15 protein-coding genes and 3 rRNA genes are annotated in these 21,110 nt (G+C 52.4%); 10 read left to right on the top strand and 8 right to left on the bottom strand.

All coding sequences use genetic code 11. The features are described 5' to 3' along the window. The first annotated feature begins 9 nt into the window (after positions 1–9). The 4 genes from glmS to K0I31_RS19930 all read left to right on the top strand — a co-directional run bounded on the left by glmS (position 10) and on the right by K0I31_RS19930 (position 5,087). On the top strand, positions 10–1,839 hold the full coding sequence (glmS, locus tag K0I31_RS19945) for a glutamine--fructose-6-phosphate transaminase (isomerizing) (RefSeq protein WP_144202228.1): 1,830 nt from the start codon (positions 10–12) through the stop codon (positions 1,837–1,839). A gap of 180 nt (positions 1,840–2,019) precedes the next feature. Continuing rightward, complete coding sequence (locus K0I31_RS19940) at positions 2,020–2,481, top strand: MerR family transcriptional regulator (protein ID WP_220079502.1); 462 nt, start codon at positions 2,020–2,022, stop codon at positions 2,479–2,481. A 2-nt stretch (positions 2,482–2,483) separates the two neighbouring features. After that, positions 2,484–4,727 carry a heavy metal translocating P-type ATPase gene (locus K0I31_RS19935; protein ID WP_220079501.1) on the top strand — a complete coding sequence of 748 codons (2,244 nt, stop codon included), beginning with the start codon at positions 2,484–2,486 and terminating at the stop codon, positions 4,725–4,727. Between the two features lie 9 nt (positions 4,728–4,736). Beyond that, a complete protein-coding gene (locus K0I31_RS19930; RefSeq protein ID WP_220079500.1) occupies positions 4,737–5,087 on the top strand; it encodes a cupredoxin domain-containing protein in 351 nt (116 codons plus the stop codon). Between the two features lie 112 nt (positions 5,088–5,199). Here the strand turns inward: K0I31_RS19930 and K0I31_RS19925 are convergent, their stop codons facing one another. The 4 genes from K0I31_RS19925 to K0I31_RS19910 all read right to left on the bottom strand — a co-directional run bounded on the left by K0I31_RS19925 (position 5,200) and on the right by K0I31_RS19910 (position 7,736). Then, complete coding sequence (locus K0I31_RS19925) at positions 5,200–5,742, bottom strand: porin family protein (RefSeq protein WP_220079499.1); 543 nt, start codon at positions 5,740–5,742, stop codon at positions 5,200–5,202. Positions 5,743–5,934: 192 nt separating this feature from the next. Beyond that, positions 5,935–6,126: a DUF2061 domain-containing protein gene (locus K0I31_RS19920; protein WP_144202201.1), complete on the bottom strand. Its 192-nt coding sequence runs from the start codon at positions 6,124–6,126 to the stop codon at positions 5,935–5,937. Positions 6,127–6,358: 232 nt separating this feature from the next. Continuing rightward, positions 6,359–7,261, bottom strand: coding sequence for a 1,4-dihydroxy-2-naphthoyl-CoA synthase (locus tag K0I31_RS19915; protein WP_220079498.1), 903 nt, complete (start codon positions 7,259–7,261; stop codon positions 6,359–6,361). A 121-nt stretch (positions 7,262–7,382) separates the two neighbouring features. Then, positions 7,383–7,736, bottom strand: a complete 354-nt coding sequence (locus K0I31_RS19910; protein WP_011867607.1) for a hypothetical protein — start codon at positions 7,734–7,736, stop codon at positions 7,383–7,385. A gap of 88 nt (positions 7,737–7,824) precedes the next feature. On the opposite strand from K0I31_RS19910, the gene ccoG reads away from it, so the two are divergent. The 6 genes from ccoG (at position 7,825) to K0I31_RS19880 (ending at position 16,351) form a co-directional block, all read left to right on the top strand. Next, entirely contained in the window at positions 7,825–9,252 is a 1,428-nt protein-coding gene (gene ccoG, locus K0I31_RS19905; protein ID WP_220079497.1) for a cytochrome c oxidase accessory protein CcoG, read from the top strand. 643 nt (positions 9,253–9,895) lie between these two features. Then, positions 9,896–11,438 (top strand): 16S ribosomal RNA (locus tag K0I31_RS19900). Positions 11,439–11,689: 251 nt separating this feature from the next. Further along, a 23S ribosomal RNA gene (locus K0I31_RS19895) occupies positions 11,690–14,582 on the top strand. Positions 14,583–14,705: 123 nt separating this feature from the next. Further along, positions 14,706–14,821: ribosomal RNA gene (gene rrf / locus K0I31_RS19890) — 5S ribosomal RNA — on the top strand. The 16S, 23S and 5S rRNA genes sit together here, the layout of an rRNA operon. Before the next feature lie 812 nt (positions 14,822–15,633). Further along, on the top strand, positions 15,634–15,888 hold the full coding sequence (locus K0I31_RS19885) for a YkgJ family cysteine cluster protein (RefSeq protein WP_220079496.1): 255 nt from the start codon (positions 15,634–15,636) through the stop codon (positions 15,886–15,888). A gap of 10 nt (positions 15,889–15,898) precedes the next feature. Beyond that, on the top strand, positions 15,899–16,351 hold the full coding sequence (locus tag K0I31_RS19880; RefSeq protein ID WP_011867604.1) for an Rrf2 family transcriptional regulator: 453 nt from the start codon (positions 15,899–15,901) through the stop codon (positions 16,349–16,351). Between the two features lie 21 nt (positions 16,352–16,372). On the opposite strand, the gene K0I31_RS19875 is transcribed toward K0I31_RS19880, so the two are convergent. From K0I31_RS19875 to gpmM, 4 genes are read right to left on the bottom strand one after another with little or no spacing between them, the layout of a single operon-like run. Continuing rightward, positions 16,373–17,128: a divergent polysaccharide deacetylase family protein gene (locus K0I31_RS19875; RefSeq protein WP_011867603.1), complete on the bottom strand. Its 756-nt coding sequence runs from the start codon at positions 17,126–17,128 to the stop codon at positions 16,373–16,375. Between the two features lie 15 nt (positions 17,129–17,143). Then, positions 17,144–18,349 (bottom strand): S41 family peptidase, encoded by a 1,206-nt coding sequence (locus K0I31_RS19870; RefSeq protein WP_220072679.1) that lies wholly within the window; start codon positions 18,347–18,349, stop codon positions 17,144–17,146. A 35-nt stretch (positions 18,350–18,384) separates the two neighbouring features. Beyond that, the gene (locus K0I31_RS19865; protein ID WP_011867601.1) at positions 18,385–19,470 is read right to left on the bottom strand and encodes a murein hydrolase activator EnvC family protein; all 1,086 of its coding nucleotides are present in this window, start codon (positions 19,468–19,470) and stop codon (positions 18,385–18,387) included. Positions 19,471–19,528: 58 nt separating this feature from the next. Beyond that, positions 19,529–21,073 carry a 2,3-bisphosphoglycerate-independent phosphoglycerate mutase gene (gene gpmM / locus K0I31_RS19860; protein ID WP_220079495.1) on the bottom strand — a complete coding sequence of 515 codons (1,545 nt, stop codon included), beginning with the start codon at positions 21,071–21,073 and terminating at the stop codon, positions 19,529–19,531. Between the last annotated feature and the right edge of the window lie 37 nt (positions 21,074–21,110).

The raw sequence follows: 21,110 nt of genomic DNA, 5'->3' as shown, positions 1-21,110 counted from the left end.
GAAAAAACTATGTGCGGAATCGTTGGCGCAGTGGCGCAAAGGGATGTTGCGGAAATTCTAGTCGAGGGGCTACGCCGCCTCGAATATCGTGGTTATGACTCTGCCGGTGTGGCGGTTATCCATAACAATGAACTGGCAAGCACACGCCGTGTGGGCAAGGTGCAAGAGCTGTCTAGTGCCCTAGAGCAGGCACCGCTGGTCGGTGGCACCGGCATCGCGCACACGCGCTGGGCGACCCATGGCGAGCCGAGTGAGCGTAATGCTCATCCTCATCAGTCTAGCGGTGATATTGCCGTGGTGCACAACGGCATCATCGAAAACCACAACAAGCTACGCGACATGCTGAAGGGCCTGGGTTACACCTTTAACTCAGACACAGATACCGAAGTGATCTGCCACCTGGTACACCATGAGCTTAAGTCTCATGACACTCTGCTTGGTGCTGTACAGGCCACGGTTAAGCAACTCGAAGGCGCCTACGGCACTGTGGTGATCGACCGTCGTGACAGCGAGCGCATGATAGTCGCCCGCTCAGGCAGCCCACTGGTGATAGGTTTCGGCCTGGGCGAAAACTTCGTCGCCTCGGATCAGCTGGCGCTGTTACCCGTGACGCGCTCGTTCGCCTTCCTCGAAGAGGGTGATGTGGCCGAGGTGACTCGCCGCACCGTGAGTATCTTCGACGTTGATGGCAACGCGGTTGAGCGTGAAGTGAAAGAGTCTGAAGTGACCCATGATGCGGGCGACAAGGGCGAGTACCGTCACTACATGCTCAAGGAGATCTATGAGCAGCCTCGCGCTATCGCTCATACCCTAGAGGGACGCATCGCTGGTGGCCATGTGCTGGATTCTGCCTTCGGTGAAAACGCGGCTGAGTTCCTAAAAGATATCAAACACGTGCAGATCATCGCCTGTGGTACCAGCTATCACGCGGGTATGGCGGCACGTTACTGGCTTGAGGATTGGGCCGGCGTTTCCTGTAACGTCGAGATCGCCTCTGAGTTCCGTTACCGCAAGTCGCACCTGTTCCCCAATAGCCTGTTGGTGACCATCTCTCAGTCGGGCGAAACCGCCGATACCCTGGCCGCGCTGCGTCTGGCCAAAGAGATGGGCTACAAGGCAACCCTGACTATCTGTAACGCGCCAGGTTCTTCTCTGGTTCGCGAGTCGGACATGGCGTACATGATGAAGGCGGGCGCCGAGATCGGCGTGGCCTCAACCAAGGCCTTTACCGTTCAGCTGGCAGGTCTCTTGATGTTGACCGCCGCTGTCGGTCGTCACAACGGCATGTCTCCCGAGATGCTCGCCGAGATCACCCAGAGTCTGCAGTCTATGCCGGCTAAGGTGGAGCAGGCGCTGGGCTTGGATGATGCCATCGCCGAGTTGGCTGAAGACTTTGCCGATAAGCATCACGCTCTGTTCCTGGGCCGCGGCGATCAATATCCTATCGCGATGGAAGGTGCGCTCAAGCTTAAGGAGATCTCCTACATCCACGCCGAAGCCTATGCCTCTGGTGAGCTTAAGCATGGTCCGCTGGCGCTGATCGATGCCGACATGCCGGTGATCGTCGTGGCGCCAAACAACGAACTGCTAGAGAAGCTCAAGTCGAACGTCGAAGAGGTGCGTGCCCGTGGTGGCCTCATGTATGTGTTTGCCGACAAGGACGCCGAGTTCGAGTCAGATGACACCATGAAGGTGATCCCAGTGCCACATTGTGATGACTACATGGCGCCGCTCATCTACACCATACCGTTGCAGCTGCTGTCTTATCATGTCGCCCTGATCAAGGGTACCGATGTGGATCAGCCGCGTAACCTGGCTAAGTCGGTGACGGTAGAGTAATTTGCGCTCTTAAACTAACGCCCATATCAGAAAAAGCAGCCTTTCTAACGGCTGCTTTTTTTATGCCTGCCGCTTTTTCACCACACTTTCGATTTTTTCTTCCTTAGTTCCTTGACCTGTGTCTAACACACAGGTTTATAGTCAAGGCATGAGCTTAAAAAATGTCTTGTTGGGGTGGATATGCGCGTCAATCAACTAGCAAAGAATCTCAATATCACGGGTGATACCGTGCGCTTCTATACCCGCATCGGCCTGCTGAGCCCGGCTAAGTCTTCGGTCAATGGCTACAAGGACTACAGTGACAAGGAACAGTCGCGTATGCAGTTCATCTTAAGCGCCAGAAACCTGGGATTTAGCGTCGATGAGATCAAGGTGATCTTCTCGCGCACGGATCAGGGCGAGAGCGCCTGTGGCCTGGTACGGCAGATGATCCAGCAGAAGCTAGAGGAGACTGAGAAGCAGTTTGAAGAGATGGTGAAGCTGAGACGTAAGTTGTCGAATGCTGTGGAAGATTGGTCCCACAAGCCGGACAAGGCGCCGACCGGCAACATGATCTGCCATCTAATCGAAGGCACTTATACAGAAAGCAGTCAGTTAGAAGCCAATCGTGAATCAAGCATGATGCCTAGCCTGGAGGATTGAAGATGGACACCAACAGAGTACAACTCAATATCATAGGCGCCGGCTGTGCCAGCTGCGTCGGTAAGATAGAGAAGGCATTAAATTCTGTCCCCGGGGTCGATTCGGCCGAGATGAACTTTGCCGAGCGCATCGTCGACGTATCTGGAACGGCAACGCCGCAGCAGCTGATTGCGGCCGTCGAGGCGGCGGGTTATAACGCGACCCAGCTGCAGGCCGAGGCGAGCGATGATGCCATGGATGAGAAGGAGCAGGCGGATCTCGACTATTACCGCAGCCTGCTGCGCCATACCTTTATCGCCTTGTCTGTGGGTATTCCCTTGATGATCTATGGCCTGTTTATCGGCGAGATGACGGTAACGACCACGACCGAACAGCTAGCCTGGGGGCTGGTGGGCTTGGTGACCCTGAGCATCATGCTTCTGTCTGGTAAACACTTCTATGTTGGGGCGTGGAAATCCTTTGTACACCACAACGCCAACATGGACACGCTTATCGCCTTAGGCACCGGCACAGCCTGGCTCTATTCCATGCTGGTGGTCGCCTTTCCAACCCTGCTGCCCGAGATGGCGCGCCACGTCTATTTTGAGGCCACGGCGATGATCATAGGTTTGATCAACCTGGGATTGGCGCTGGAGGTCAAGGCAAGGGGCAAGACCTCGGAGGCGATTAAGCGCCTGATCGGCTTACAGGCCAAGACGGCGCGGGTGATACGCGACGGTAAGGAACTGGATATCGACATCGCTCAGGTGCTGCAAGGCGACAAGGTACGGGTGCGCCCCGGCGAGAAGATCCCCGTCGATGGCTTGGTCATCGAGGGCACCACCATGGTGGATGAGTCTATGCTGACCGGCGAACCTATGCCGGTTGAGAAGGCTATAGACAGCGAAGTTGTCACGGGGACCCTGAATAAGTCCGGCTCCATCGTTTTTAGCGCGACCCGAGTAGGTAAAGATACCGCGCTGGCCAGAATCATCGCCATGGTGAAGCGGGCGCAGAACTCTAAGCCGCCTATCGGCAGGCTCGCCGATGTGATCGCCAGCTATTTCGTTCCTGCCATCATGATCATCGCCATCGTTAGCGCCATGGTGTGGTTTAACTTCGGCCCCGAGCCTTCCATGGTGTTTGCCATCGTCTCGGCCACAACCGTGTTGATTATCGCCTGTCCCTGTGCCTTGGGGCTGGCCACGCCAATGTCTGTCATGGTGGGTGTGGGCAAGGCCGCCGAATCTGGAGTGCTGATTCGTAACGGCGAGGCGCTACAAACCGCCTCTAAGATCAGTGTCATGGTACTGGATAAGACGGGCACTATTACTCAGGGCTCACCTCAGGTCACAGATGTGGTGGTCACTCAGGTGTCTTCCATTGGCGAAGACGAGGTATTGGCCCTGGCGGCCGGTATCGAGCGTCACTCAGAGCATCCCCTGGCCGAGGCGATTGTCGAGACGGCTAACAGCCGCGGTATACAGATGGAGGCCGTCGAGGACTTTAATGCTATCTCCGGGCGCGGGGTCGAGGCCAAATTGAATGGGCAGACGCTGCTGTTTGGTAATCAGGCATTGATGCAGGACTTCGGTGTGGATACTCAGGCCTACCAGGCCAAGGCGCAGCAGTTGGCGGCGGAGGCCAAGACGCCCATGTATCTGGCGCAGGACAAAGAGCTTATTGCCATCATAGCGGTGGCAGACCCTATCAAGCCTGACTCGGCCGAGGCGATCGCCCGGCTCAAGCAAAATGGCATCAAGGTGGTGATGTTAACCGGAGACAATCAGGCCACGGCCGCGGCGGTGGCGGCTAAGGTTGGCATAGAGACGTTTTTTGCCGAGGTGATGCCCCAAGATAAGGCCAGTAAGGTCGCCGAGCTGCAGCAAGATGGTGAGGTAGTGGGCATGACGGGTGATGGTATCAACGACGCCCCGGCACTGGCACTGGCTAATGTGGGCTTTGCCATAGGTACGGGTACGGATGTGGCTATTGAAAGTGCCGACATCACCCTGATGCGTGGCTCTTTGCACGGTTTGGCCGATGCGATTGCGGTCAGCAAGGCAACGCTGAGAAACATCAAACAGAATCTGTTTGGTGCCTTTGTCTATAACGCCGCCGGTATACCCATTGCCGCCGGCATCCTCTACCCCATGTTCGGCTTACTGCTCAATCCTGTGATTGCCGGTGCGGCCATGGCCTTCTCATCGCTAACCGTGGTGAGCAACGCCAATCGTCTGCGTCTGTTTAAAGCCAAAGCGCATTAGGAGGCTGGTATGTTATTTATCAATCTGTTCTGTCTCGCCCTGATAGGTTTTATTGTCTGGTGGTTCTGGCTCTACTCGCCCGAGGCGCCCGTGAGTCAGGAGGGCATAGAGATAGTGGTCAAGGATGGGGTATATACGCCGTCGCGTATCAAGATTCCCTCGGGTCAGGCGACATCACTCACCTTTCTAAGGCAGGATAAGTCAGCCTGTTCGGCGACCCTACAGCTGCCGGCGCTGGAGATCAGTGAGGAGCTGGCATTGGATAAGCCTACGGTAATCAAGATTCCGGCCATGACACCTGGAGAATATGCATTTCACTGCCAGATGCAGATGTACAAAGGTGTGCTAGTCGTCGAATAAATGGGACGGCTGAAAGGGTGAATGAAAGCGTCGACTAAGGGTCTGCAGCGGGACTTAGTACAAATAGTAGGGCAAACGCTGTCTTCAGGTTTGCCCTACATTTATGTCAGTATCAGAAGCGATATCCAAGGGCGAAAGTAAAGGTATGGGTATCGAGTAAATCCATCGCCTGATAGTGATAGGTGAGACCGAGATCCATGCCCGACGCAAACTCCATCCGCCAGCCTAGTCCTGCCAGTAGGCCGGTACCATCATCTGTGTACTTACGGTCGTTGTCATCGGTATCGGTAAACTCCAGTCGATATTGGTTCGCGCCGAGTTTAAATACCAATCGGTTTCTCTGAGACAGGGGGAGTGTATACAGGGCTGCCGCTCGGAAGCTGCCGACATCATCGAGTTGATTGCCATAAAAGCTAAAGAGGTTGGTGATAAATACATCCTGTCGCATGTAACCCACTTCTACCCCCCATTCTGGACTGAATTGGTAACGGTAGGCGAGATCATAATGGGACTGAAAGTCATCACCATCGATGGCTTTGCCCGATGAGACTCTTGTTTCACCCATGCCAGCCCCTAGTGACAGGGCGTGATGGTAATCCGACGCGAAAGAGAGAGGTGTAACGAACAGGCAAGCTGCGGCAAGAAGAGCTTTCATAACAATCCTTTGTCAGTTGATAACGGCAAAATATCGAATCCGACTTATAGCAGATGTCGCCTACAAAGGGTACAGATAATTTGATTTTGTTTAAAATTATCGTCTATTAAATTAGTTATTTTTCAATTATTAATCTAAACAGGGTCCGCTTTTAAGCGTTAAAAGCTACTGTTGGCGGTAATTAGTTGCGAATTAGGCTAACAGCGGCTGGGAGCGCTTCTCTATGCGTTGCCACACCTTATCGTGGAAGTAGAACACGACAGTATTGATCGCCGGTTCAATGAGTGCCACGGCGCCGCCTATCACTATGCTACCGGTTAACAGGTAGGTGATTCCGAATGCGACACCGAAGTGTAGTACTGCAAAGGTGAATGTCTTAGCCATGATGCGTCTCCTCTTAGATTTAATTAAATGATAATTATTATCATTTGGGTTGTAAAGTCGGAGAGTGCGATTGGCTTAATGCAGTAAGACGATTAATAAAGGTGAGTAAGTTGCAAAACGCCCAGAGTGACAGATGCCTTAACTGGCACTCTGGGACAATAGGTATGATTTGGCTATTGATTCTTAATGTGCACCGATTAGCAATGCGCTTAGATTGAGTCGTACGTAGAGACTAGTAATGCCAAGGGAACTTAGAGAAATCCTGATCCCGTTTTTCCAGGAAGGCATCACGGCCTTCTACCGCCTCGTCGGTACCATAGGCCAGGCGGGTGGCCTCGCCGGCAAACAGCTGCTGACCCACTAAGCCATCGTCTGGCAGGTTGAAACCATACTTCAGCATACGCATAGCCGTAGGTGACTTAGAGTTGATCTCTTTGGCCCATCTCAGTGCCTCGGTTTCCAATTCTGCATGGGGGATGGCGCGGTTGACCATGCCCATGTCGAACGCCTCCTCCGCACTGTAATTAAAGCCGAGGAAGAAAATTTCCCGGGCGCGTTTCTGGCCAATCATCTTGGCGAGGTAGGCGCTGCCATAGCCCGAGTCGAAGCTGCCGACATCCGGGTCGGTTTGTTTAAATACCGCATGCTCTTTAGAGGCCAAGGTAAGATCGCAGACCACATGCAGGCTATGACCACCGCCGACTGCCCAGCCCGGCACGACGGCTATTACCACCTTAGGCATGAAACGGATCAGGCGTTGCACCTCTAAGATATGCAGGCGGCCCATGCGCGCCAAGTCGGGTTTATCTGTCTCTTCGCCTTCATACTTGTAGCCATCTTTGCCGCGGATACGTTGATCGCCGCCAGCACTGAAGGACCACTGTCCCTTGGCCGACGGGCCGTTGCCGGTCAGCAGCACACAACCTACATCAGACCATTGGCGGGCATGATCCAGGGCGATATAGAGTTCATCGACCGTCTTAGGGCGAAATGAGTTGAGGCAATCTGGACGGTTGATGGCGATACGCACCGTGCCCTGATCCTTCGCCCTATGGTAGGTAATATCTTCGAAATCAAATCTAGGTACTCGATCCCATAAGGAGGGATCAAAGATATCGGAAACCTTGTCTGTCATGTTCGTAACCCTATGTGTGTCGCATCGAGAGATGAGCCAAGGCTAGGCTCATTATGAATAGAGATCAATTAGGCTGCAGAAAACCGTGCGCTGGGCAAAGCTTTCTGTAGCCTATGAGGGATTATCTGAGCTTGTCGCAGATAAATTGCTGGTTATCTTTGCTCAGCTCGTCAAAGCGATTGCTGCTGTTGCCGCAATATTTCTCGGTAAACTCGAGCACCGATTCTTTCGATTCGAGAATATTGTCCAGTGCCGCTAACTCTTTTCGAGTCAGTCGCTCGGCAATCTGCGTCTTGAACATCGCGATGTTCTTGTCGACACGGATGATCTTGGTTCCCGTCATCGAGTCGAGTTTACGTTCGATACGCTTCATCAGGGCATCCGTTTGCGCGATGGGCTCATCGAGTTTGTCTGTCTCGGTCGCTAGATAATAGAGTAATCCTATCCCTGCACCTAAAATAATCCAGCCTCTCATTATTTATCCAACCATGGTGAACAATCAGTATTAGAAATGTATAATAAGCCAGTTTTCATGGAATATTAAAGCTGTAAGGCTGTTAAATATGAACGCAGAATCAAATAAAAAGGATTATTCCAAGGCTGAGCGGATCAAAATTCATCAGCCGGACGAGAATAAATCCGATCGTTTTAATCCCCGCAATCGTATTTATGTTAGAGCAATAGAAGGATTTTGGACTCAGCTACGTCGCCGCTTGGGCTGGGTTGCTATGCTCTTTTTCCTTATCTTGCCCTGGATCCCCTGGGGAGACAGACAAGCCGTCTGGTTTAACCTGGGTGAGCAGAAGTTTCATATCTTCGGCCTAACCATTTGGCCCCAAGACCTTACCTTACTCGCTGCATTATTAATGATAGCCGCGTTTGGTCTCTTTTTTGTGACAACTTATCTTGGCCGTGTCTGGTGTGGTTATACCTGCCCGCAGACGGTGTGGACCTTTATTTTCATCTGGTTCGAAGAGAAATTTGAAGGTGCCCGTAATAAGCGGATGAAGTTAGATCAGATGCCGTGGAGTTTTAATAAGGTCTGGCGCAAGACGGCCAAGCATCTCTCCTGGTTATTGGTGTCGCTACTCACCGCCATGACCTTCGTCTCCTATTTCGTACCGACCACCGAAGTCTATGCCGACGTCTTTAGCGGCAGCGCCTCGGGCGCCATCTATTTCTGGGTAACCCTGTTTACCGTGGCCACCTATGGTAATGCCGGCTGGATGCGCGAGATCATGTGTATCCACATGTGCCCATATGCCCGCTTCCAATCGGCCATGTTTGACAAGAACACCTTTATCGTGGGTTATGACACCAAGCGCGGTGAAGATCGTGGTCCCCGTTCGCGTAAGGCCGATCCTAAGGCCCTTGGCCTGGGCGATTGTATCGACTGCGATCTCTGCGTGCAGGTGTGTCCTACCGGTATCGATATTCGTAACGGTCTGCAATATGAGTGCATCAACTGTGGCTCTTGTATCGATGCCTGTGATACCACTATGGAGCGCATGGGTTACGACAAAGGCTTGATCGCCTACACCACGGAAAACAAACTCGAAGGCGTGAAAGAGAAGGTACTACGACCTAAGCTCCTGGGTTATGGTGCCGTGTTGGCATTCATGATCTTAGTCTTTATCTATGCGACGGTGACCATAGCGCCTGTGCGTATCGATATCATTCGCGACCGTAACCAGCTCTTTAGGGAAAATGATCAAGGTCTAATCGAGAACACCTTTACCCTGAAGATCTTGAATAAGACGGAAGCCAAGCATGAGTATCAACTCAGTGTCGAAGGTCTGCCTGACTATCAGTGGTATGGTCCGCAATCTGTGACCATCGAAGGTGGCGAGGTGCTGACCCTGCCGGTGAGTGTCGCCGTGGATCCTGTTGGACTGTCACGGGCCATGACCAGAGTCGACTTCAAGGTCACCACGGTATTAGACGGTGAGACAGTCGAGGCGACCCAAGAGTCACGCTTCTTTAGTCAATAACCTGGCTGCGACTATTACTCACTAGTAGTAAAAGATAGCGAAAGATAGGAAAAAGGGGCTTTTTAGCCCCTTTTTTGTACGTAATGCCTGATTATTACCCGCTTAGTCATCAAAGTGTCATTTTCTTTCAAAAAGCCCTTGCGTAAAAGAATCGCCCCCCTATAATGCGCATCCACTGACACGGCGCAGCAACTTCTTCAACTGGTGAAAGCCAGGTAAACAAAGGGGGTCAGCCTGGTCAGGGGCTCGATTTTAGTAGCGGTTAAACGCAATGAGTTGAGTCGGGCAGAAAGTGGTTTAAGGCTTTCAAATGTCGCCTTCTGGTTAAAGAATCGACGCTTGAAAAACTTCTTAAAATTAACCCTTGACGCCAACCTCGGGAAGTGTAGAATACGCATCCCTAAGCCAACGGCCCGGCGCCAGCGGCGGCATCGAAAATAATGATGCAATGCTCTTTAACAAGATAAAACAAGAAATCTGTGTGGGCACTCACAGGTATTGAGTTAATCGAAAACGATTTAAATCTCAATGCAATGATGAGTGTTCATAGCAATATGTACAAACATGTAGATGATTCTTCCGAGTCATTTATGTGAATCAGAATTCATTGAGTCGTTTGGCGCAAGCCAAACACAAAAACTTTTAATTGAAGAGTTTGATCATGGCTCAGATTGAACGCTGGCGGCAGGCCTAACACATGCAAGTCGAGCGGTAACAGAAAGTAGCTTGCTACTTTGCTGACGAGCGGCGGACGGGTGAGTAATGCCTAGGGAACTGCCCAGTCGAGGGGGATAACAGTTGGAAACGACTGCTAATACCGCATACGCCCTACGGGGGAAAAGAGGGGATCTTCGGACCTTCTGCGATTGGATGTACCTAGGTGGGATTAGCTAGTAGGTGAGGTAATGGCTCACCTAGGCGACGATCCCTAGCTGTTCTGAGAGGATGATCAGCCACACTGGGACTGAGACACGGCCCAGACTCCTACGGGAGGCAGCAGTGGGGAATATTGCACAATGGGCGCAAGCCTGATGCAGCCATGCCGCGTGTGTGAAGAAGGCCTTCGGGTTGTAAAGCACTTTCAGCGAGGAGGAAAGGTTAACGGTTAATACCCGTTAGCTGTGACGTTACTCGCAGAAGAAGCACCGGCTAACTTCGTGCCAGCAGCCGCGGTAATACGAGGGGTGCAAGCGTTAATCGGAATTACTGGGCGTAAAGCGTACGCAGGCGGTTGATTAAGCGAGATGTGAAAGCCCCGGGCTTAACCTGGGAACTGCATTTCGAACTGGTCAACTAGAGTCTTGTAGAGGGGGGTAGAATTTCAGGTGTAGCGGTGAAATGCGTAGAGATCTGAAGGAATACCGGTGGCGAAGGCGGCCCCCTGGACAAAGACTGACGCTCAGGTACGAAAGCGTGGGGAGCAAACAGGATTAGATACCCTGGTAGTCCACGCCGTAAACGATGTCTACTCGGAATTTGGTGTCTTGAACACTGGGTTCTCAAGCTAACGCATTAAGTAGACCGCCTGGGGAGTACGGCCGCAAGGTTAAAACTCAAATGAATTGACGGGGGCCCGCACAAGCGGTGGAGCATGTGGTTTAATTCGATGCAACGCGAAGAACCTTACCTACTCTTGACATCCAGAGAACTTTCCAGAGATGGATTGGTGCCTTCGGGAACTCTGAGACAGGTGCTGCATGGCTGTCGTCAGCTCGTGTTGTGAAATGTTGGGTTAAGTCCCGCAACGAGCGCAACCCTTATCCTTACTTGCCAGCGGGTAATGCCGGGAACTTTAGGGAGACTGCCGGTGATAAACCGGAGGAAGGTGGGGACGACGTCAAGTCATCATGGCCCTTACGAGTAGGGCTACACACGTGCTACAATGGTCGGTACAGAGGGTTGCGAAGCCGCGAGGTGGAGCTAATCTCACAAAGCCGGTCGTAGTCCGGATTGGAGTCTGCAACTCGACTCCATGAAGTCGGAATCGCTAGTAATCGTGGATCAGAATGCCACGGTGAATACGTTCCCGGGCCTTGTACACACCGCCCGTCACACCATGGGAGTGGGCTGCACCAGAAGTAGATAGCTTAACCTTCGGGAGGGCGTTTACCACGGTGTGGTTCATGACTGGGGTGAAGTCGTAACAAGGTAGCCCTAGGGGAACCTGGGGCTGGATCACCTCCTTACCTATACGATTGACTGATATTTGTTGAGTGTTCACACAGATAACTTGTTCTTGTTAGAGCGAGTGGCACGTCCGAGCGACGATGCTTGTTCTTTAAAAATTTGGAAAGCTGATAGTAATAACCGAAAGGTTATTGCGAAAAATAATTGAGTTCTCAAAACACACTTTAATCAAGTGACTTGAGTATTCTTTTGGCGAAAGTAGAAACCGTTAGTTGCGATGCGACTCAGATGAAACTCATTTGGGTTGTATGGTTAAGTGACTAAGCGTATACGGTGGATGCCTTGGCAGTCAGAGGCGATGAAGGACGTAGTAACTTGCGAAAAGCGTTGGCGAGCTAGTAACAAGCATTTGAGCTAACGATGTCCGAATGGGGAAACCCGGCACCATAAGGTGTCATCACTAAGTGAATACATAGCTTAGTGAGGCGAACGAGGGGAACTGAAACATCTAAGTACCCTTAGGAAAAGAAATCAACCGAGATTCCCCTAGTAGCGGCGAGCGAACGGGGATTAGCCCTTAAGCCTAGAGGGTGTTAGTGGAATGTGTTGGAAAGCACAGCGATACAGGGTGATAGCCCCGTACATGAAAACTAACTTTAGGTGAAAACGAGTAGGACGGGACACGTGATATCTTGTTCGAATATGGGGGGACCATCCTCCAAGGCTAAATACTCCTGACTGACCGATAGTGAACCAGTACCGTGAGGGAAAGGCGAAAAGAACCCCTGTGAGGGGAGTGAAATAGAACCTGAAACCGTATACGTACAAGCAGTGGGAGCGGTTCTTGAGACCGTGACTGCGTACCTTTTGTATAATGGGTCAGCGACTTACATTTTGTAGCGAGGTTAAGCGAATAGCGGAGCCGTAGGGAAACCGAGTGTTAACTGCGCGTTTAGTTGCAAGGTGTAGACCCGAAACCCGGTGATCTAGCCATGGGCAGGTTGAAGGTTGAGTAACATCAACTGGAGGACCGAACACACGTATGTTGAAAAATGCGGTGATGACTTGTGGCTGGGGGTGAAAGGCCAATCAAACCGGGAGATATCTGGTTCTCCTCGAAAGCTATTTAGGTAGCGCCTCGAGCGAATACCATTGGGGGTAGAGCACTGTTAAGGCTAGGGGGTCATCCCGACTTACCAACCCTTTGCAAACTCCGAATACCAATGAGTACTACTCGGGAGACACACGGCGGGTGCTAACGTCCGTCGTGAAAAGGGAAACAACCCAGACCATCAGCTAAGGTCCCAAAGTTATTGCTAAGTGGGAAACGATGTGGGAAGGCTTAGACAGCTAGGATGTTGGCTTAGAAGCAGCCATCATTTAAAGAAAGCGTAATAGCTCACTAGTCGAGTCGGCCTGCGCGGAAGATATAACGGGGCTAAGCAATACACCGAAGCTATGGGTACTAGCGCTTGCGCTAGTGCGGTAGAGGAGCGTTCTGTAAGCCGTTGAAGGTGAAGGGGTAACCCACGCTGGAGGTATCAGAAGTGCGAATGCTGACATGAGTAACGATAAAGGGGGTGAAAAACCTCCTCGCCGAAAGACCAAGGGTTCCTGTCCAACGTTAATCGGGGCAGGGTGAGTCGACCCCTAAGGCGAGGCCGAAAGGCGTAGTCGATGGGAAACGGGTTAATATTCCCGTACTTCTGCTAACTGCGATGGAGAGACGGAGAAGGCTAGGCTAGCGCGGCGTTGGTTGTCCGCGTTTAAGGCTGTAGGTAGGGTACTTAGGCAAATCCGGGTACCTAATACTGAGAGTTGATGACGAGTCACTACGGTGATGAAGTAGTTGATGCCATGCTTCCAGGAAAATCTTCTAAGCTTCAGGTTAGCAGGAATCGTACCCCAAACCGACACAGGTGGTCGGGTAGAGAATACCAAGGCGCTTGAGAGAACTCGGCTGAAGGAACTAGGCAAAATGGTACCGTAACTTCGGGAGAAGGTACGCTCCTGTTGGTGATGAGACTTGCTCTCTAAGCTGACGGGAGTCGCAGATACCAGGTGGCTGCAACTGTTTATCAAAAACACAGCACTGTGCAAAATCGCAAGATGACGTATACGGTGTGACGCCTGCCCGGTGCCGGAAGGTTAATTGATTGGGTTATCTTCGGAGAAGCTCATGATCGAAGCCCCGGTAAACGGCGGCCGTAACTATAACGGTCCTAAGGTAGCGAAATTCCTTGTCGGGTAAGTTCCGACCTGCACGAATGGCGTAATGATGGCCACGCTGTCTCCAGCCGAGACTCAGTGAAGTTGAAATTGCGGTGAAGATGCCGTATACCCGCGGCTAGACGGAAAGACCCCGTGAACCTTTACTATAGCTTGGCACTGAACATTGACCCTACATGTGTAGGATAGGTGGGAGACTTTGAAGCGGGAACGCCAGTTCTCGTGGAGTCATCCTTGAAATACCACCCTTGTAGTGTTGATGTTCTAACTCTGGCCCCTGAATCGGGGTTGAGGACAGTGCCTGGTGGGTAGTTTGACTGGGGCGGTCTCCTCCCAAAGAGTAACGGAGGAGCACGAAGGTTGGCTAAGTACGGTCGGACATCGTACGGTTAGTGCAATGGCATAAGCCAGCTTAACTGCGAGACATACACGTCGAGCAGGTGCGAAAGCAGGTCATAGTGATCCGGTGGTTCTGAATGGAAGGGCCATCGCTCAACGGATAAAAGGTACTCCGGGGATAACAGGCTGATACCGCCCAAGAGTTCATATCGACGGCGGTGTTTGGCACCTCGATGTCGGCTCATCACATCCTGGGGCTGAAGTCGGTCCCAAGGGTATGGCTGTTCGCCATTTAAAGTGGTACGCGAGCTGGGTTCAGAACGTCGTGAGACAGTTCGGTCCCTATCTGCCGTGGGCGTTGGATGATTGAAGGGAGCTGCTCCTAGTACGAGAGGACCGGAGTGGACGAACCGCTGGTGTTCGGGTTGTCATGCCAATGGCATTGCCCGGTAGCTACGTTCGGAATCGATAACCGCTGAAAGCATCTAAGCGGGAAGCGAGCCCTAAGATGAGTCATCCCTAGACCTTTAAGGTCTCTAAAGAGCCGTCCGAGACTAGGACGTTGATAGGCAGGGTGTGTAAGCGTTGTGAGGCGTTGAGCTAACCTGTACTAATGACTCGTGAGGCTTAACCATACAACCCAAAAGGGTTTCGTATAATGGTTTTACGTAATCAAAAGAATACAAAAGTACTTGATTGAAGTGCGAACTCAGATTGACTCTTAGATAAGAGTACAGCTTTCCGAATTTCCAAATTTGTCTGGAAACCATAGCATTGTGGTCCCACCTGATCCCATCCCGAACTCAGAAGTGAAACGCAATCGCGCCGATGGTAGTGTGGGGTCTCCCCATGTGAGAGTAGGTCATTTCCAGGCGCCTAATTAAGTGAAGAAGCCACCTGAATAAGGTGGCTTTTTTGCGTTTGGGGTTTATGAAATTATCGGCATACCCTCTCGAAACCACCTTAAGTAAAGTCAGGTGGCTTATTCACTTATGTAGGCATGAATGCCTACTCCCGACGTCGTCCCACCGCTAAGCGGGGTCTCCGGCTACGAAGCATAGCTTCTCCGCGTTCAAGTGAGGCTAAATACTGCGTATTTAAAGCGCCTTACTCTCACCCCCATGTGTTCGCGGCGCGAACCGAGTAGGTCATTTCCAGCTGCTACAGTTTTTTTGCTTTGACAAAGTAACAGGAATGTTTATTCCCTCTGTTAAGTTCTAATCGGATACCTTACGCCCCCATGTGAGAGAGAAGGGAGTTAGTGTTGATGTCTGGCTCAAAGCTGGCCATGACAGGTGCCTAATATTAGCGCTGAGCTTGGCCATAAACTGTATCCTGCGTTTACGGCATTCGACACATTCATGTGCCTTGCCCCGGCTCGTAGCTTAGCTGCTTGGTGCTACGAAGTACCCACTAGAGGGCAGATAAACTGCAGCGTTTAGCTAATCCTTAAAGCAAGGCGATGGCATAAGATGAATGAGTTAATAAACATAAGTTCGCTAGATAGGCGCAACTGAGTTGTTGTTTTTCTTCTAGCGATAACGTCATTATCTGTATGGCGTTCTCTATAGAACCTTAGTGTTTTTATCTCTTTTACTATTAGGTGGGGCTAAGCTTTATGAAATCTCAGAATAATGCTGTGATCTTAATGACTAACAAGCTACGCAAATATAGGTATAATGCCGTATGAATTGTCGTCTAGGATGTGGTGCTTGTTGTATAGCGCCGTCTATCACCAGCCCTATCCCTGGCATGCCCAATGGCAAGCCTGCCGGGGTGCGTTGCACCCAGTTAGATGAGCGGAATCTTTGCAAGATATTCGGTCACCCTGAGCGCCCGGCGCTGTGTGATCGTTTCATCGCTGAACCTGAAGTCTGTGGTTCGACGGCAGAAGAGGCACTTTGGTTGATTACATCTTTAGAAGCGGCGACCCAGTCCTAGAAGGTAGGTTATGCAGTTAACTCGTTATACAGATTTTGGTATTCGTACGTTAATGTACCTGGCCTTATCGCCAGAGAGAGAAACCCTGTTTAGAATCGCCGAGATCACCGAGGTGTTCGATCTGTCGGCTAATCATGTGTCTAAGATAGTGCACCATCTTGGTAAAGAAGGTTATCTGCAGACGGTACGCGGTAAGGCAGGTGGTTTTAAGCTCGGTAAGCCGGCGGATCAGATCAATATCGGTGTCCTGGTGCGCACGCTGGAAAACTCGCTGTCGCCTATCGATTGCAGCAAACCCTATTGCCGTTTCTCGCCAGCCTGTCAGCTCAAGGGCGTGCTCGCCGAGGCGGTCGACGCTTATCTGGCCGTGCTAGATAAATACTCATTGGCCGATGTCGTCAGTAATCGTGACGAGCTTAGAGCCTTGCTACCGGATCTTACCATCCCAGTCTTAGAGCTTTAACTTAGCCTTTCTTAAGTTTGCCTATCTTAAATGCGCCTTGTCGCTGGCCGCGGGTTCCTTCTGTGCGAGGCGATAGGGCAAGAGCCTGGATGTATTTACCAAGGCGATTCCTTCATCCGAGAGTCTGGACAGATTCGCCTTTAAGAAGCTGATGGTTTCGGGATAGGGGTGGGCGATCACTATGAGTTGCCCCTCCTTGTTTGCCAGCTGGATCAGCTGGTTAAATTGTCTCTCAAGCCCCTGTGGCGATACATCGTTATCCAGAAAGAGTTGTCTTCTCAATAGCGGAATCCCCAGCCTGTTGGCTGCGTCGCTGGCTTTGCTGTACCTGGTGGTCATGCTGTCGACAAAATAGTTGTCTTGCTGCTTCAGGCTCTCCATTAGCCAGGTCATGGGGGCATCGAGTTGTGTGAGCAGGCTACCCATATGGTTGTTGACACCTTTGGCGTAGGGAACACTCTTAAAGGCGTCATCGACCGCCCGCTTGAGAGCCTGTTCGCTCATCTGATTGGTCAGTCCGCCTGGGCCCATCTCCTTGCCATTTAATGCCTGCATGGGCAGGTGCAACATGATCTCGTGGCCCTTGTCGTGAGCGATGGCGGCAAGCCTTTCGCCCAGTGGGGTATGGGGCAATACTGAGAGGGTGATGTCGCTTGGCAATGCTAATACCGCCTCGTCAGTCTGACGATAACCTATGTCGTCAATGATGATGGAGACCTGGGCGGCGAAGCAGTGTGGTGTGGTAAATAAGACAGCTAATAAGAGTAATAAGCGCACTGTTTTGGTTATTCACTAACTATTTGTTTTTATCCATGAGATCGCCGATTCGATAACCCTATCGTGGGCGCTCTCCTCATGGGGTGTTTGCTCATCGATTATAGGCATACTTTGTCCGGCAGTCATAGTCTCGCCCGGGATATTTATATCCGGCTCTATGCCGATGGCGTGTATGTCTCTGCCTTTCGGTGTGGTGTAGTGGGCTATGGTCAGCTTGATGGCATTGCCCTCAATAAGAGTGGGGATCAGGCTCTGCACCGTACCTTTACCGAAGCTCTTTTCGCCGATCAGTGTGGCGCGCTTGTTTTCCTGCAGCGCTGCCGCCAGCACCTCAGAGGCCGAGGCCGACCCCTTGTTGATTAGCACGGTAAGCGGCAGCTTGGAGAACATGGTCTGTGGTGAGGCGAAGTAGTCGGAGTTCGCGTCGAAGAAGCGACCCCGGGTTGAGACGATGCGTCCCTTGGCGAGGAAGATGTCGGCAATCTTGATCGCCTGATCCAGCAGGCCGCCAGGGTTGTTACGCAGATCCAGGATCAGGCCTGTCATGGGCTCATTTTGCCATTGGGTAAGCAGCTTAATGAGATCTTCTGTAGAGTCGTCCTGAAAGCTGGAGAGCTTGATGTACCCTATGCCGTTGTCGAGCAACTCGCCCTCTACCGAGTTGACGTCGATAAGGCTAGGGGTGAGTGTCACGTCGAACAGGGCCTCCGAGTTGGCGCGGCTTAACGACAGGTTGATGGCCAGATTATGCTGACTGTGGAACTTGATCTCCTCCAGCACATTCTCGAGCTGCTTGGCGGTTACCGCTTCATTGTTGACTTTGACGATGCGGTCTCCGGGCTGAATGCCTGCGTTGGCGGCTGGTGAATGGGGAAAGGGGCTGATGATGGTGACCTGGTTCTGTTCTGTGGCTATCTCTATGCCGAAACCGAAGTATTCGCCCTTGTTGGCATCCTTGATGTCGGAGAAGGCTTGGCTGTCGAGGAAGTTTGAATAGGGGTCTAGCTTGCTGAATACCCCCTCAATGGCGGCCTGGATCAGATCTTCCTGAGAGATCTTGTCTACGTAGTAGGTCTCTACCGTGCTGATGATGTCGATGAGGAGTGGGTAGTTGACCTTGGGCTGATACTCTTTGGCATTCTCGTGGCCAAACAAGGTGATAGAGAGACCTAGGGTCAGCCCTAGGGCGACACAGGTGAAATAGCGGATCATTTGAGACATGGACGACCTCCCCATTACTCGGGGTCGTTGTCGCGTTATCGTCTACAGTATCTCGCAGGATCGACCGCTTGCCCCTTATGCCTTACTTCAAAGTATAGGCCAGGTTCTGTCTGTCCACCCGAGCGTCCGACCAGGGCGATGGTCTCACCCTTCTTAACGCTGTCGCCGGCATCCTTGAGCAGGGTCTGGGCGTGGCCATAGAGGCTCATGTAGCCCTTGCCGTGGTCGACGACCATCACCATACCGAACCCTCTGAGCCAGTCGGCATAGATCACCTTGCCCGAGGCGATGGCGTTGATCGATTGCCCCTCTGGGGCGGCCATCATCACGCCCTTCCACTTCACTTCGCCCGAACGTAGGCTGCCGAACCCGGCGCGGATACGGCCCTTGGTCGGCCAGCTAAGCTTCTGGCGGCTGGAGAGGCCTTCCATGCTGGGGTTGTCTTTCATGGCCCTTAGCGCCTGTTCGACCACCCGCTTCAAGCTGGCTTCCTCTATCTGCAGTTGTTCCAGCTTGGCTCCGTGTGAATTGAGGGTGCGCTCTATCTGTTTCAGGGTCTGTTGACGTTGATGTTGTTCTTGGGTGAGCGCCTTGGCCTGCTGCTCCTGGTTGAGGATCAGCTCGTTGAGCTTGGTTTGCTGGGCCTTCTGCTCAGACTCGACGGCCGTCAGTTCGGTCATGGTCTGTTGCAGCTGCTTGATGGCGTCCATTCTCGCCTTGTTGAGAAACTGATAGTAGGCGAGCAGTCTCTCTATGGTGGCCGGACTCTGCTGATTGAGCAGCATCTTGGTGTAATCGTGGTTGCCCGCCAGATAGGCGCTGGCTAGCTGGTTGGACAATGTCTTCTGTTGCGTCTGCTTGAGGGTATCAAGCTCTGCTTTGCGGCCGTCTAGCTCGGCCAGTTTCTTGTCGGTTTGTGCCAGTGACGCCCTGGTATTGGTCACCTTCTTTGCCGCCGCAGCGATCGCCTGCTCATCTTTTTTCAGCAGGGATATCAGCTTCTCATGTTGGCGACTGGTGTCCTTGAGGGCCGACTGCTGGTTGCTTATCTGTTTCTGAATAGCTTCAAGCTCGGATTGACGCTGCTTCAGGTCGGATGCCTGCGCAGTACAAGAGAGCATGATAAAGCCAGCAAGTATGCTGGCTTTATAGAAACCGGAACGTTTAAGCAAAGAGTCGTTACTCGCTTAGGGTAATGATTGAGTGCCCTGTCATCTCTGATGGCACGCTTTGTCCCATCAAGGTTAACATGGTTGGCGCTAAATCACTTAATCTTCCGTTCGGTGCGATCTCACCCTTGCGTCCCACATAGATGAGGGGCACGAGTTCGCTGGTGTGGGCGGTATGCGCCTGGCCAGTTTGCTCGTCGGTCATCTGCTCGGCGTTACCATGATCGGCGGTGATCAAACACTCACCATCTACCTTGGCCAGCGCCTCAACCACTCGACCGATACAGGCATCGACCGCCTCACAGGCCTTGACGGCGGCATCGAAGTTGCCGGTATGACCCACCATGTCACCGTTAGGGTAGTTACAGATTATCACGTCATATTGGGTCGACTCGATCGCCTCTACCAGTTTGTCGGTCAGCTCGGTCGAGCTCATCTCTGGCTGTAGGTCGTAGGTGGCGACCTTAGGCGACTGGATAAGGATCCTGTCTTCGCCCTCGAACGGCTCTTCTTTACCGCCGTTGAAGAAGAAGGTGACGTGAGCGTATTTCTCGGTTTCCGAGATACGCAGCTGCGTCTTGCCGCTGTTTTGCAGCACTTCGCCCAGGGTGTTGACCAGATCCACCGATGGGTAGGCGACAGGCGCCTTAATGTCGGCGGCGTATTCGGTCAGCATGACGAAGTTGATCTTAGGGGTCACCGCACGCTCGAAGCCATCGAACGCTGGGTCGACGAAGCTGCGGGTTATCTGACGGGCACGGTCGGCGCGGAAGTTCATGAAAATCAGCGCGTCGTCGTCATTGAGGGTCGCAACCTGGCCGTCGGCGTCTGTGATGGCCGAGCTGGCAACGAACTCGTCGTTTTCATCACGGCCATAGGCGGCGTCGAGCGCCTCCACGGCATCTTGATACTGGTGCAGCGCCTTGCCCTGGGTGATCAGCTCATAGGCTTGTGAGACGCGATCCCAACGGTTGTCTCTGTCCATGGCGTAGTAGCGACCAATGAGGGAGGCGATGCGTCCAGTGCCTAGCTCGGCAAACAGCTCGTTGAAGGCCTGCAGGCTGCCCTTGGCGCTTCTCGGCGGCGTGTCACGACCGTCAAGGAAGGCGTGCAGATAGACCTGCTTGGCGCCGCGCGCTACCGCCATCTTACACATGGCCTGGATGTGGCTTTCATGGCTGTGTACGCCACCGGGTGACAATAGCCCCATGATATGTACGGCGCCGTCTGCGGCGATCGCCTTGTCGACGGCGTCGACAAAGGCTGGGTTAGAGTCAAACTCGCCATCTTCAATCGACTTACCGATGCGGGTCAGCTCCTGATAGACCACGCGGCCAGAGCCTATGTTGATGTGGCCAACTTCTGAGTTACCCATCTGACCGTCGGGCAGGCCGACATCTAGGCCAGAGCCTGAGATCAGGCTGTTGGGGTATTCTTTGTTGAGGCGATCGAGTACTGGTGTGTTGGCGTGATATACCGCGTTCATGTGGGTATTTTCACGGTAACCCCAGCCATCGAGGATCAGCAGTGCCAATGGGCGTTTGCGTGTCGTCATGGTGGTACCTATTAACGTTAAAAAGAAAACTAGAATT

Origin of the sequence: Shewanella spartinae, assembly GCF_019457555.1 — a bacterium.
GTDB classification, from domain to species: Bacteria; Pseudomonadota; Gammaproteobacteria; order Enterobacterales; family Shewanellaceae; genus Shewanella; species Shewanella loihica.
The sequence above is the reverse complement of the archived record's forward strand: the minus strand, read 5'-3'. Positions and strand labels throughout refer to the sequence as shown.

Excerpts from the sequence above, each read along its gene's own strand:
- gpmM (WP_220079495.1), bottom strand. The coding sequence starts at position 21,073 with ATGACGACACGCAAACGCCCATTGGCACTGCTGATCCTCGATGGCTGG.
- K0I31_RS19935 (WP_220079501.1), top strand. The coding sequence starts at position 2,484 with ATGGACACCAACAGAGTACAACTCAATATCATAGGCGCCGGCTGTGCC.
- K0I31_RS19930 (WP_220079500.1), top strand. The coding sequence starts at position 4,737 with ATGTTATTTATCAATCTGTTCTGTCTCGCCCTGATAGGTTTTATTGTC.
- K0I31_RS19885 (WP_220079496.1), top strand. The coding sequence starts at position 15,634 with ATGAATTGTCGTCTAGGATGTGGTGCTTGTTGTATAGCGCCGTCTATC.
- K0I31_RS19925 (WP_220079499.1), bottom strand. The coding sequence starts at position 5,742 with ATGAAAGCTCTTCTTGCCGCAGCTTGCCTGTTCGTTACACCTCTCTCT.
- K0I31_RS19865 (WP_011867601.1), bottom strand. The coding sequence starts at position 19,470 with ATGCTCTCTTGTACTGCGCAGGCATCCGACCTGAAGCAGCGTCAATCC.
- K0I31_RS19915 (WP_220079498.1), bottom strand. The coding sequence starts at position 7,261 with ATGACAGACAAGGTTTCCGATATCTTTGATCCCTCCTTATGGGATCGA.
- glmS (WP_144202228.1), top strand. The coding sequence starts at position 10 with ATGTGCGGAATCGTTGGCGCAGTGGCGCAAAGGGATGTTGCGGAAATT.
- K0I31_RS19880 (WP_011867604.1), top strand. The coding sequence starts at position 15,899 with ATGCAGTTAACTCGTTATACAGATTTTGGTATTCGTACGTTAATGTAC.
- K0I31_RS19870 (WP_220072679.1), bottom strand. The coding sequence starts at position 18,349 with ATGTCTCAAATGATCCGCTATTTCACCTGTGTCGCCCTAGGGCTGACC.
- K0I31_RS19940 (WP_220079502.1), top strand. The coding sequence starts at position 2,020 with ATGCGCGTCAATCAACTAGCAAAGAATCTCAATATCACGGGTGATACC.
- K0I31_RS19920 (WP_144202201.1), bottom strand. The coding sequence starts at position 6,126 with ATGGCTAAGACATTCACCTTTGCAGTACTACACTTCGGTGTCGCATTC.
- K0I31_RS19910 (WP_011867607.1), bottom strand. The coding sequence starts at position 7,736 with ATGAGAGGCTGGATTATTTTAGGTGCAGGGATAGGATTACTCTATTAT.
- ccoG (WP_220079497.1), top strand. The coding sequence starts at position 7,825 with ATGAACGCAGAATCAAATAAAAAGGATTATTCCAAGGCTGAGCGGATC.